The sequence below is a fragment of the Microbacterium suaedae genome, assembly GCF_003254645.1.
Classification (GTDB): domain Bacteria; phylum Actinomycetota; class Actinomycetes; order Actinomycetales; family Microbacteriaceae; genus Microbacterium; species Microbacterium suaedae.
Genome location: NZ_PNFD01000003.1, coordinates 323,752 through 336,901, shown reverse-complemented (window position 1 = coordinate 336,901; position 13,150 = coordinate 323,752). Strand labels below are relative to the sequence as shown.

The 13,150-nt window shown below is 69.0% G+C and carries 8 protein-coding genes; 6 read left to right on the top strand and 2 right to left on the bottom strand.

Translation table 11 applies throughout. The features are described 5' to 3' along the window. Nucleotides 1-51: 51 nt before the first annotated feature. The 3 genes from C0012_RS11060 (at nucleotide 52) to C0012_RS11050 (ending at nucleotide 6,134) form a co-directional block, all read left to right on the top strand. Nucleotides 52-4,053: an SdrD B-like domain-containing protein gene (locus C0012_RS11060; protein WP_110588111.1), complete on the top strand. Its 4,002-nt coding sequence runs from the start codon at nucleotides 52-54 to the stop codon at nucleotides 4,051-4,053. 183 nt (nucleotides 4,054-4,236) lie between these two features. Then, entirely contained in the window at nucleotides 4,237-5,523 is a 1,287-nt protein-coding gene (locus tag C0012_RS11055) for an adenylosuccinate synthase (protein WP_110588112.1), read from the top strand. 164 nt (nucleotides 5,524-5,687) lie between these two features. Further along, the gene (locus C0012_RS11050) at nucleotides 5,688-6,134 is read left to right on the top strand and encodes a nitroreductase family deazaflavin-dependent oxidoreductase (protein WP_198411127.1); all 447 of its coding nucleotides are present in this window, start codon (nucleotides 5,688-5,690) and stop codon (nucleotides 6,132-6,134) included. Nucleotides 6,135-6,254: 120 nt separating this feature from the next. On the opposite strand, the gene C0012_RS11045 is transcribed toward C0012_RS11050, so the two are convergent. Then, complete coding sequence (locus C0012_RS11045) at nucleotides 6,255-7,028, bottom strand: ABC transporter permease (protein WP_110588114.1); 774 nt, start codon at nucleotides 7,026-7,028, stop codon at nucleotides 6,255-6,257. Further along, the gene (locus tag C0012_RS11040; protein WP_110588115.1) at nucleotides 7,025-7,744 is read right to left on the bottom strand and encodes an ABC transporter ATP-binding protein; all 720 of its coding nucleotides are present in this window, start codon (nucleotides 7,742-7,744) and stop codon (nucleotides 7,025-7,027) included. The genes C0012_RS11045 and C0012_RS11040 overlap by 4 nt, the downstream gene beginning before the upstream one ends. Nucleotides 7,745-7,874: 130 nt before the next feature. On the opposite strand from C0012_RS11040, the gene C0012_RS11035 reads away from it, so the two are divergent. The 3 genes from C0012_RS11035 to C0012_RS11025 all read left to right on the top strand — a co-directional run bounded on the left by C0012_RS11035 (nucleotide 7,875) and on the right by C0012_RS11025 (nucleotide 13,068). Further along, the gene (locus tag C0012_RS11035; protein ID WP_162621765.1) at nucleotides 7,875-9,116 is read left to right on the top strand and encodes a sensor histidine kinase; all 1,242 of its coding nucleotides are present in this window, start codon (nucleotides 7,875-7,877) and stop codon (nucleotides 9,114-9,116) included. Then, entirely contained in the window at nucleotides 9,109-9,762 is a 654-nt protein-coding gene (locus C0012_RS11030) for a response regulator (protein WP_232527892.1), read from the top strand. The genes C0012_RS11035 and C0012_RS11030 overlap by 8 nt, the downstream gene beginning before the upstream one ends. 87 nt (nucleotides 9,763-9,849) lie before the next feature. Next, the gene (locus C0012_RS11025; protein ID WP_110588118.1) at nucleotides 9,850-13,068 is read left to right on the top strand and encodes a S41 family peptidase; all 3,219 of its coding nucleotides are present in this window, start codon (nucleotides 9,850-9,852) and stop codon (nucleotides 13,066-13,068) included. The last annotated feature ends 82 nt before the right edge of the window (nucleotides 13,069-13,150 follow it).

Genomic DNA, 13,150 nt, shown 5'->3' with positions numbered 1-13,150 from the left:
CCGAACCATGCCCTCGCGCCGTGCGGGCGAGATCGTTATGGAGGGGATCCTTTGAGATCGGATACTGACCTGGGCGACGCTGTCACGCGCACGCCCCTCATGCAGCGAGCAATCGCTGGCTTACTTGCCGTGCTTCTCGGCGTGGCGAGCCTCGTCGGCCTCGGTGCGACGGCGGCGTACTCCGCCACACCCGGCATCACCACCACGGTCGACCTCAATGGCGGCTCGTACGACGGCACGCCGGTGGTAAACGAGGGCGACACCCTCACGATGCGCGTCCAGTACAGCAGCGACGTCGCACCCGGATCGACCGCGAGGATCGACCTCGGGTCCGGCCTCACGCTGGCGGATCTCCCCGCGGGCAACACGGCGGTCACGAGCATCGAGACGGCATCCGACGATCCGAACTCGGTCATCCTCACCTTCGCCGATCCGTGGCCGTCGGACGTCAACCAGGGCGTTCTCCAGCTCGATTTCACAATCGACGAGGTCGAGCACAGCTCGCACGAGACGATCTCGTGGAGCCTCGACGGCGAAGAACAGGCGGTCGAAGTCATCATCCGAGATGGCGGGGACCGGTTCGCTGACGTCACGGACGGCGTTGGCAAGGCGATTGCAAACCACGGCGACCTCGGCCAGTACGTGTCGTACGACGCCGAGACGGGCGATGTCACCCTCTCCGAGGACGTCATCGGCGCGCCCATCTCGTACCGCCTGAACATCAACACCGTCGAGGCGCAGCCCGCCTACACGGTCGCTGATCAGCTCCCGGAAGGCCTTGCCTACGTCGACGGCTCGTTCCATGCCACACAGACGACGTGGGACGAGGACGGCCTGAACGAGCAGACGGACGAAGTCGCATTCGCTCCCGCAATCGTCGATGGCACGTTCACGGGCACCCTGGACCTGCCCGCGACGTCGCGCACGGCGATCACATACGAGGCCGCGGTGGCCGATGAGGCCGCGCGCGCCGCGCTCGAAGAGGCCCTCCAGACCGAGGCCGACGCCGTGAACGCGGACGACGGTGGTTCGTACGGGGTGGACCTCACGAACACGGCGAACTTCGGGACGGACGAGACGCGCGAGGCGAGCGTCTGGATCGGCGGTTCGATCGAAGGCCTTCCGGGGCCCAATGTCGGAGGAGCCTTCCAGAAGAGCGCCGACTGGAAGGAACGCGCGGTTGAGCCGGGCGACGGCGGTGCGATCTCCGAGTCCGTCACCTACACTCTCTCGGTCGACCTCAGCACCTTCGACGGCAGCAACTCGAAGAAGACGCTCGATCGCAACGTCGTCGTCACCGACACGCTGCCCGAGCAGATCTCGTTTGCCGCGGACCCCGTCTCGAGCACCGGATTCGACCTCACAGAGGTCGCCGTGCCGGCCGACGGCGAGGACTTCTCCGCCGACGAGCACGTCGGCGAGTACTACATCGACGGTCAGACGCTCGTCATCAACCTGGGGCGGGACTCCGAGACGAGCGCCGAGATCACCGTCGCGGCCGAGATCACTACGATCGACGGCCTCGACGAGAAGCGGACCGACGTTCCCGGCGAGACGAAGTACGGCGTGACGAACGTCGCGCGATACACCTACGGCGACGGAGCGTCCCACGACGCTCGCTACGAGAACCTCCTCACGACGACCGAGGAGAACGAGGACGGCTGGAACGCACCGGACTACTTCAACAAGACCGCGGAATCATCCACGGTCGAGGTCGATCCGGGTGAATCCGCGACGGTCACGTACACGTTCACGGTTGGCGCGGGGAAGGGAATCGACCTGACCCAGAGCACGATCGTCGATCACATCGACGCCAACGTGTTCGACATCAGCGATCTCGACGCCATCCGCGACGGCCTGACGGCCGAGTACGACTGGTGGCACGCGATGGGGTCCGAGGACTTCACCCTCGACGTGAACGCCGACGGTGACCTCGAGATCGCGCTCAGCGATGCGGGCGTCCAGAAGGTCGAAGAGTGGGGCGTCGACAAGCACTTCACGCTCGACATCCCCCTGACGACCGAGCCGCTCGTCGGCAAGGACACGGTGGAGATCACCAACAAGGCATCGCTTCTCGGCGAGGACGACCAGATCCTCTACTGGTCCGAGGTGACGAGCGATGCGACGTCCTACGGCGACGAGGCAGAGGTCCGCAAGGAGGTGCGCGACACCCCGAACGAGGAGTGGACGAGCAACCTCCGCGCGGAGGTCGACGCGAACGGAAACCTCGTTCGCGATGAGTACGTCTACAACATCGCACTGATCCCGCACGGCGACTACGACGGTGTGCCGATCCTCGACGTCGTGGACACCCTCCCGACCGGTGTCGAGTTCGTCGGCTTCGTCGGCGACACGAACGTCGACGACGGTGCGAACCCGTCGACGGCGGTGCAGGACCTCGAGGGCAATGTCCAGGCGCGCTTCGATGCACCGACGGACGATGCTCCGGCGGGCACGGTGACGCTGTTCCAGAAGGACGGCACGGTGCTCGATGCCAGCCAGGGTGCACCATCGGTGAACGTCCTGGTCCGAATCACCGACTACGACATCGACGAGCCGATCGTCAACACGATCGGGACCACTTCGGCGACGATCACGCCGTCCGACGGATATCCGCTGAGCATCAAGAAGGTCGATGCGGAGGACAGCACGGTCGTCATCACTGACGAGGACGCGCACTTCCAGATCCTGGACGCCGACGGATCCGTCGTGGTCGACGACGTCATGGTGGTGGACGGCGCGCTGCGCGTGGTCGACGAAAACGGCGAGATCAAGAACGTCAAGGTCGATGAGCCCGGCACCTATACGGTGAAGGAGATCGACGCTCCGGAGGGGTACCTCACCACCACGGAGACGGTTGATGTCGTCGTAGCCGAGAACGGCGCATCCGACGAGGTCACGTTCTACAACACTCCGGGTGAGGATCCCGAGCCCGAACGCGTGTCTGTGGGCGACCTCGTGTGGCTCGACCAGGATCGCGACGGCCGACAGGGCGTCGATGAGCCGGGGATCCCCGGCGTCGTGCTCGTGCTGACGGGCCCGGATGGCGCTCCCGTGACCGACGTCGACGGTGACCCCGTCGCGCCCGTCACGACCGACGAGAACGGTCTGTACACCTTCGAGGACCTTCCGGTGCTCGAGGACGGCCAGTCCTACACGGTGTCGATCGATCGCGAGAAGTCGGCCGAGGCGCTCGCGCCGTATGTGCCGACCACGCCGGGCGTAGGGGACCGCGAGGGCGACTCCTCGACCTGGGAGGAGTCTTCTGAGGGGCTCACGAATGACGGCGATCGCGACCCGACGCTCGACTTCGGATTCGTCGAGAAGACGTACGCGATCGGCGATGTGACGTGGATCGACGAGGACCGTGACGGTCTTCAGGGAGCCGACGAGCCGGTCCTGTCCGGCGTGAAGGTGACGCTGCTGAACGGCGACGGCGAGCCCGTCGACGGAGTCGAGCCGGTGTTCACCGACGAGAACGGCCGCTATCTGTTCGACTCGCTTCCGGCCGGGAGCTACCAGGTGGAGTTCGAGCTCACCCCGGAGCAGGCGGAGATGTACGAGTTCACGCAGGCCGGGGCCGGCGAGAGCGCCGCGATGGACTCGAACGCGGATCCCGCGACGGGCCGGTCGGCGGTGTTCGTCCTGGACGACTCGAATGTCGCGCTGACGCGCGACTACGACGAGCAGGAGGTCCTGGCCACCGAGGGCATCGATCCCACGTGGGACGCGGGCGTCGTCGAGATGGAGACGGCCACGCCGGATCCGGAGCCCACGCCGGAGCCCACGCCGGATCCGGAGCCCACGCCGGACCCGGAACCCACGACGGACCCGGAACCCACGACGGACCCGGAACCCACGCCCGCGCCGGCTGAGGAGCCTGGCTCGAGCGATCCGTCCGCGTCTCCGTCGCCGGGGTCTCCTCTTCCGGCCACGGGCGGGGAGATCGGTGGCGCCGTGATCGGCGCTGGGGTGCTCGCCCTGCTTGCGGGCGGTTCGCTCCTCCTTTTCGCTCGCCGTCGCCTCGGCCGAGCGGAGGAGTCGGCCTCCTAGAAGGTTGACGTCCGAACCGGGGCGGGAGGGGCCTCCCTCCCGCCCCGGACACAGGGGCCCTGCGCATCGCATGCGCAGGGCCCCTGTGCCGTTCCATGCTGAGGCAGCGGCCTCGCGGTGAGGGCGCGAGCGCCCCGCGGATAGGATGGGGTGTCCAGCACCCGAATCTCAGGGGGAAGACCCATGCCAGGAATCGTGATCGTCGGCGTCCAGTGGGGCGACGAGGGCAAGGGCAAGGCCACAGATCTGCTCGGCGAACGCACCGAGTGGGTCGTCAAGTTCAACGGCGGCAACAACGCCGGTCACACGGTCGTGATCGGTGACGAGAAGTACGCGCTGCACCTGCTGCCCTCCGGCATCCTCTCGCCGGGCGTGACGCCCGTGATCGGCAACGGTGTCGTCGTCGACCTCGCGGTGCTCTTCGACGAGCTCGAGGCACTCGAGGCGCGCGGCGTCGACACGTCGAAGCTCAAGATCTCGTCGAGCGCGCACGTCATCACGCACGCCCACCGCACCCTCGACAAGGTGCAGGAGCGCTTTCTCGGCAAGCGGCAGATCGGCACGACGGGCCGTGGCATCGGCCCGACCTATGCCGACAAGATCAGCCGCGTCGGCATCCGGATCCAGGATCTCTTCGATGAGTCGATCCTGCGCCAGAAGGTCGAGGGTGCGCTCGAGCAGAAGAACCACCTGCTCCTGAAGGTGTTCAACCGGCGCGACATCACGGTCGACGAGATCGTCGACGACCTGCTGTCGTACGCCGAGCGCGTGCGCCCCATGGTCTGCGACACCGGCCTCGAGCTGAACGACGCCCTCGATCGCGGCGAGGTCGTCGTCTTCGAAGGCGGTCAGGCGACGATGCTCGACATCGACCACGGCACCTATCCCTTTGTGACGTCGTCGACCGCGACGGCCGCGGGCGCCGCGAGCGGATCCGGCGTCGGCCCGAACCGCCTCGACCGCATCGTCGGCATCGTCAAGGCCTACACGACACGCGTCGGCGCGGGCCCCTTCCCGACCGAGCTGTTCGACGAAGACGGCGAGTGGCTCGCCGCGCAGGGGCACGAGTTCGGCACGACGACCGGGCGCGCGCGCCGCGTCGGCTGGTACGACGCGCCGATCACCCGCTATGCGACGCGCATCAATGGCATCACCGACCTCGTGCTCACGAAGCTCGATGTGCTGACGGGGCTCGACGAGATCCCCGTGTGCGTCGCCTACGACGTGAACGGCGATCGGTTCGATGAGGTGCCGGTCAACCAGAGCGACTTCCACCATGCGAAGCCGATCCTCGAGAACTTCCCGGGGTGGAGCGAGGACATCACGGGCGCGCGCACATTCGACGAACTGCCCCAGAACGCGCAGGACTACGTGCTCGCACTCGAGAAGATCAGCGGCACGCGCATCTCGGTGATCGGCGTCGGCCCCGGCCGCGACGAGGTCATCGTGCGGCACGACCTCATCGACTGACGCGAGCGTCGGATCCGCCTCCGGCCTCGTGCGCGGATGTCGGAGGTACGGTGGTCCCGGGAGCGGAAACTCGGCGTGTCACGGGGCGAGGCCCTGATCGATCCGACGCTCGCGCAGTGACGTGCCGCTCGCTCCGACGCCCGCGCGACGAGAGGATGAGTTCGATGACCGATTGGCTGATCGCACGGATCCTCGGCACGCCGTGGCTCATGCGGCTGCCGATTCCGCTCTACCGAGCCGGGCTCGGGCGGCTGCTGGGCCGCCGCCTCGTCATGATCGAGCATCAGGGTCGCTCATCGGGCGAGCCGCGATTCGTCGTCGTCGAGGTCGTCGAACGCACGGGCCGCGCGCTCCGTGTCGCGTCAGGCTTCGGTGCGAAGTCGCAGTGGTACCGCAACCTCCGCGCCAATGGGGTCGCGTACCTCAGCACGGGCGGTGTACGCCGCGAACGGGTCGCGGTGGATCTCCTCGACGACGAGGCCTCCGGCGCCGTCCTCGCGCGCTACGCCTCCGCGCATCCGGCGGCGTGGGGTCGGCTCAAGGGCGCGATGGACATCGCCCAGGGCGGCGACGCCCGGATCCTCGTCGTCGAGTTCACGCCGACCGGCTGACGAGCTGTTGGAGGCGCGATGGCGCCCCTCAGGTTGCCGTCGCTTTCAGAATCCTGACGCGGGTGCCGGGCCCGGACCGTGCGTATGGGAACGCAGAGTATCGGACCCGGTTCCCCGTCATCAGAGCATGTCGCGGCGGGACGTGCGCCAGAACCCGATCGCGAGGGGGAGCGCGCACCAGAGCGCGGCCGAGGTGGCGAGGCGGGCGCCTTCCTCGCCTGACAGCGAGCCGTTGACGAGGGCGAGGGTCGCCCCGCTGATGTCGAGCCAGGGGATCACGTCGGCGAGCCACGGCACGAAGGCGAGCGCGCCGAACACGGTCGGCAGCACGAGGAACGTCACGATCGCGAGCGGCGTGTTCATCAGGGCCAAACCGAGGCCGACGCCCATCGCAACGTAGATCACCATGCTCGCGACCGATCCGGCGACATATGCCGGCTCGAGCGTCCAGGATCCGTCACCGTCAAAGGCGACGATGCCGATGAGGTTCGCGGCGGCCGCGGCGGCGAACGTCGCGATGACCATCACGACGCCGATGAGCAACGACCCGACGAGTTTTGCGAGGCCCACGAGCGAGCGGCGCGGCTCCAGAACGAACGTCTGCAGGCCGGTTCGCTGTGTCCATTCGCTGGTCGCGGCGAGCACGCCGATGAAGGGCAGCAGCGACCACCCGGCTGAGGCGAAGTCGGTGAGCGTGCGCCACGTGAGCCCCGCGGGCGCGAGAACCCACAGCGCGAGGGCGGCGGCGCCGAGGGTGATCGCGGCGATCGCACTGAGGATCCAGACGCTCGCGCGCGTGTCGATCTGCTTGCGGATCTCGACGCGGACGAGGCGCAGGAACGGCGTCCGAGGGCCGGCCATCACGGGCATCTGAGTGGGGGCGAGGGTGGTCATGTGCCGACCTCCTCGCGAGAGACATCCGCGGTGGCGGCGAAGAACAGATCCTCGAGGGATCCCTCTCCGACGAGTTCGTCGCGCGGGCCCTGCGCATGCACGCGTCCGCCGCCCATGATGACGATGTCGTCGGCGACGGCATCGATTTCCTGCAGCAGATGCGAGGACAACAGCACGGTGCCGCCGTCGTCCGCGAACTCGCGAACGAGCGTGCGCATCCACCGGATCCCCGAGGGATCGAGGCCGTTGGCGGGTTCGTCGAGGATGAGGACGGCGGGCTCCGCGAGCAGGGCGTGTGCGATACCCAACCGCTGCTGCATGCCCAACGAGTACCCGCCCGTGCGGCGGTTCGCCTCGCTGCGCGAGAGTGACACCCGGTCGAGCGCGCGGTCGACGGCGTTCGCTCCGAGGCCCATCGTCATGGCCGCGAGGCTCAGCGTCTCCCGGCCCGTGCGCCCCTTGTGCGTCGCGGACGCATCCAGCAGCACGCCGACATGGCGGCCCGGATTGGGGATGCCGGCGAAAGGCGCTCCGAGGATCCGGGCCGTGCCGGAGTCGGGGCGCGCGAGGCCGACGAGCATGCGCATCGTGGTCGACTTCCCGGCGCCGTTCGGTCCGAGGAACCCCGTGACGCGATACGGCTTGGCGGTGAAGGAGACCTGGTCGACGGCGGTCGTGGATCCATGGCGTTTGGTGAGTTCTCGTGCTTCGATCATGGTTCCACCGTCGCCGCCCGGGGCGCGTCGCCGCATCGCGCGCCGGTCGGTATCGGATCCGCCGTTCGGTGGATCCGCCCGAGCCGGAAGGCGGACGGCGTCCCTCCCCGTCGTCACTAGGCTCGAAGGGATGGCAACCGCAGATGCGAGGATCGAATACGCGACGGGCGCGCGTCTGAGCGTGTGGTCGAGCGTGTGGCGTTACCTCGTCGTGGTGCTGTCTTCGGCGCTCTCGTATCTGATTGTCTATGGCAGCGTCGCAGAGGCAATTGACGGCGGGGCGCCCGACTCGACGCGGGTCGCGGTCCTCGCCCTTATCGACCCGGTCATCGGCCTCGTCGCCATCCTCCTGCTGCCCCTGCGGCGTCGTGCCCCGGCCACGATCGCGATCGTCACGGCCACGCTGTCCTCCGTATCCACCACGGCTGCCGGCGGACCCGCAATGCTTGCCGCCGTCTCGAACGCGACGCACCGACGCGCCGTGCCGATCATCGCTAACGGCCTCGTATACGTGGCGGCGCTGTGGGTGTACGAGCAGTTGGTTCCGGCCGGCGCGTTTGGGCCTACCCCCGAGTGGCTCGTTCTCGTCACCACGGGACTTGCCTTCCTGATTCCCGCGGCGTTCGAACTGTACATCGGCGCCCGCCGTGCGCTCGTCGCGTCGCTGCACGAGCGTGCACTCGAGGCGGAGCGCGAGCGGGAGCTTCAGGTGGCCGCGGCGCAGGCCGGGGAGCGCACGCGCATCGCGCGCGAGATGCACGATGTCCTCGCGCACCGCATCTCGCTCGTCGCGATGCATGCGGGCGCCCTCGCCTATCGGGAGGATCTCGATCGGGCGGAGTCGACGCGCACAGTGGCTCTCGTGCAGGACAATGCGCGCCGCGCGCTCACGGAGCTGCGACAGGTCCTGGGGGTTCTCCGAGCGGAGATCCCGAACGTCTCCGATGTCGAGCCGCCGCAGCCGACGCTCGACGCGATTCCGGCGCTGCTCTCGGATGCGCGGGCCGCCGGGGCGATCGTGGATCTGAATGCCGAGGAGACGACTCCGTCGCCCCCGCCGCTGGTATCCCGAACCGGCTTCCGGATCGTGCAGGAGGCCCTCACGAATGCGCGCAAGCACTCTCCCGGTGCGGCGATTCGGGTGAGCATCGGCGGACGCCCCGGAGGCCTTCTCGCCGTCGAGGTGGTGAACGGATCCCCCACGCCGGCCGTGCACGAGACGGATGCGACGGGGGCAGGATTCGGATTGATGGGCCTCGCCGAGCGCGTCGAGCTCGCGGGAGGCACACTGGAGCACGGGCCTGATGGGCGGGGAGGGTTCGCGGTGCGTGCCTGGCTGCCATGGGATGCGGAGGGGGACGAAGGTGACTGAGGAAACGCGGGTTGTGCTCGTCGATGATGATGCGCTCGTGCGCGCCGGACTGACGATGATCCTCGGCGGCGACCCATCGATCCGCCTGGTGGGCGAGGCGGCGAACGGGCGGGAGGGCGTCGACCTGATCCGTCGCGAGCGACCGGACGTCGCCCTCATGGACATCCGCATGCCCGTCATGGACGGTCTCGCGGCCGTACGCGAGATAGCGGCGAGCGGATCCGCGACACGTGTGATCGTGCTGACGACCTTCGACACCGACGATATGGTGCTCGCGGCGCTGCGCGACGGGGCGGCCGGATTCCTGCTCAAGGACACCCCGCCCGCCGATCTCGTCGACGCCGTCCACCGCGTCGCGCGCGGAGAGCCGATGCTGTCGCCGAGCGTGACGACGCAGCTCATCCACGCGGCCGTGCGTGGACAGGGCGGTGACTCGAACGCGCGCGAGCTCGCCGCATCGCTCACGGAGCGGGAGCGAGAGGTCGCGGTCGCGGTCGCGCGGGGGATGAGCAACGCCGAGATCGCGGGCGAACTGTATATGGGTGTCGCGACGGTGAAGACCCACATCGCCCACCTCTTCACGAAGCTCGACGCCGCCAATCGGGTGCAGCTCGCGCGCCGAGTGCACGACGCGGGCCTGCGGTGACGCCCGTACCGCCCGGCTGACGCGCCGGTCCGAACTCGCGGCCCAGGGCTCTGTTCCCGTGTCAGGGGTCCGGGATACCTTGAGCGCATGGCATCCGCGTATCTCCGATACCCGCACATCCACGACGACCTCCTCACGTTCATCGCCGCCGACGACGTGTGGATCGCCCCTGTCTCCGGAGGCCGCGCGTGGCGCCTCACGAGCGACCGCGCTCCGGTCAGACAACCGCGGTTCTCGCCCGACGGAGCCCACGTTGCCTTCGTCTCGCATCGCGACGGTCACCCCGAGCTGATGGTCGCCGACGTCGCCTCGAGCGAGGTGCGCCGGCTGACCTACTGGGGCGGGCAGTCCCTGCTGCTTCTCGGCTGGACGACGTCGGGCGATGTGCTCGTCGCGTCGAACGCGGGCGAGGCGAACATCCGCCACACGGTCGTGAAGACGGTTGCGCTCGACGGGCGCACGGAGCGCCTCGATCTGGGCATGGCATCGGGCGTCGCCCTGCGGTCCGACGGCGTCGCGGCGCTCACGACGCCGGGGAGCCGCCCGCCCGCGTGGTGGAAGCGCTATCGGGGCGGCACGGCCCCGCGCCTCTGGCTGCGGAAGGACCGATCCTGGGCTCGCCTCCTCGCGGGCGACGAGGCCGCGATCGTCGACCCGATGTGGATCGGCGACGCGCTCGCCTTCGTCTCCGACCGGGCGGCCCGATTCCCCGACGCGGCCGATGAGCAGGCGAATCTCTGGATCTGGGACACTCCGGGCGAGGGCGAGCCCCGCCAGCTCACGTTCCAGAACGAAGCCGAGGGGTACGTGCGAGACGCGACGACCGACGGTACGCGCATCGTGTGGCACAGCCGTGGGCAGATCCGGATCCTCGAGGGCCTCGACGCTCAGCCGCGGACGATCGACCTCGTCCTGCCGGGGGTCTCGCCCGAGCCGGTCGTGCTCGATCCCACCGAGAACCTCACCGACATCGCACCGGATCGCAGCGCGAGCGGCAGCGTCGTCGCGTGGCGTGGGAAGCCATTCTGGCTCACCCACCGCGAAGGCCCGGCCCGCGCGCTCCCCGGCGCCGAATCCGGAGTGCGGGTGCGCGAGCCCGTTGTTCTCGGATCCACGGGGCGGGTCGCGTACGTCACCGACGTCGAAGGCGAAGACGCGGTCGAGATCGCCGCGACCGACGGCACCCGCGACGCGGGCTCGTTCCCGATCCTCACGGGCCAGCTCGGGCGCGTGCTGCACCTCGCCGCCGATCCGAAGGGCGAACGGCTCGCCGCGATCTCCCATGACGGCTGGGTGCGCGTCATCGACGTCGAGGCCGGCACGGCGCGGGAGGTGGGCCGTTCGATCCAGGGTGAGGCGCTCACGCCGCGCTTCTCTCCTGACGGGCGGTACCTCGTGTGGTCACAGCCGACCGCCGGTGAGGGCGAGCTGCACGCGCTGTGGGTCGCCGATACGACGAACGACGACGAGGGCGTGCGCGTGACCGATGGGCGGTTCCACGACTACTCGCCTGACTTCACGCGCGACGGCAAGCACCTCGTGTTCTTGTCGAACCGCACCTTCGACCCGTCGTACAACGCGCAGGCGTTCGATCTGTCGTTCTCGGGATCCACCCGGCCGTGGCTGCTGCCCCTGTCGGCGACCGAGCCGGCCCCGTTCGGCCCCAGTACCAGCGGATGGGCATTCAGCGGGAAGAAGGACGGGGCTGCGAAGCGGCGCGTCCAGGAGTCTCCCGATCTCGACATCGAAGGCGCCGAGCAGCGGATCGTCGCGTTCCCCGTGCCCTCGGCCGAGTACCGCGACCTCGTCGCGACGGCGGGCGGCGTCGCCTGGATCGCGGAGGGAAGCGATGTTGGCGTACTCGGATCCCGTCGCGCCGGCGTGCCGGGCGAGAAACAGCCCAATCGGCTCGAGCGCTGGTCGTTCGACGACCGCGAGGTGGTGACGGTGGTCGAGGGCATCGACAGCTGCGCCGTGTCAGGAGACGGCGAGCGCATCGTCGTCCGCAAGGACGGAGACGTCTCGATCGTCCGCGCCACGCGCAAGGCCGACGGTGGCGACGACCCCGTGAAGGTCGATCTCACGCGCTTGCGCTTCGTGCTCGATCCCGTCGCCGAATGGCGACAGATGTTCGACGAGAACGCCCGCATCATGCGCGACCACTTCTGGCGCGAAGACATGGACGGCGTCGACTGGGCGGCCGCCACGGCGAGGTGGCGCGAGGCCGTGGATCTCGTCCGCACGCACGACGACTTCGTCGATCTGCTGTGGGAGCACGTCGGCGAGCTCAACACGTCGCACGCGTACGTGATGCCGTCGTCCCCGCTCGGCGATCAGTCGCGGCGACTCGGCTTCCTCGGCGCCGAGCTGTCGCCCGCAGAGGAGGGGTGGCGCATCGACCGGATTCTGCCGGGCGAGTCGAGCGACCCCGGGGCGCGTTCCCCGCTCCGGCAGGCGGGCGTCGGCGCGCGTGAGGGCGATGTGATCGTCGAGATCGACGGCCGCGACGTCGACCCGAGCTTCGGCCCCGGCGCTTCGCTCGTGGGCGCCGCCGACAAACCGGTCGAGCTGACGCTGCGGCGAGACGGATCCGATGACAGGCGCGTCGTCGTCGTACCGCTCGGCGATGAGGAGGCGCTGCGCTATCAGGACTGGGTGCGCTCGCGGCACGAGTACGTTGTTCGAAAGAGCGGCGGGCGGCTCGGTTATCTGCACGTGCCCGACATGATGAGCGTCGGGTGGGCGCAGCTGCACCGCGATCTCCGCACGGCGTCGCAGGCCGAGGGCATCATCGCCGACGTGCGCTACAACCGCGGAGGGCACACGAGCCAGCTCGTGATCGAGCGTCTCATGTCGCGGGTGGTCGCCTGGAGCCAGGCGCGGCAGTACGACGAGATGATCCCCGACCCCGACCGCGCCCGTCGCGGGCCCGTCGTCTTCGTCGCGAACGAGTTCTCGGGATCCGACGGCGACATCGTGAACGCCCGCGCGCAGGCGCTCGGCCTCGGCCCTGTCGTGGGTGCGCGCACGTGGGGCGGCGTCGTCGGAATCGACGGGCGCTTCGACCTCGTCGACGGCACGGGCGTGACGCAGCCGCGCTATGCCTTCTGGCTCGAAGGCAAGGACTGGGGCGTCGAGAACCACGGCGTCGACCCCGACATCGAGGTGATCCACGATCCATCGGCGCTCTTCAGCGATGCGGATCCGCAGCTTGACCGCGCGATCGCCGAAGCGCTCGACCGCCTTGCCGAGACACCGGCGGCCACCGCACCCCCGGCGCCGGAGCCGAAGGTGCGGAAGGCCTGACGTCTCCGCGGTCTGAGCGGCGATCCCCGAGCGGCCCTGCGCGGAGTCGTTCGAGGGTCATCCGCCGAACCGGGTGTCGGGT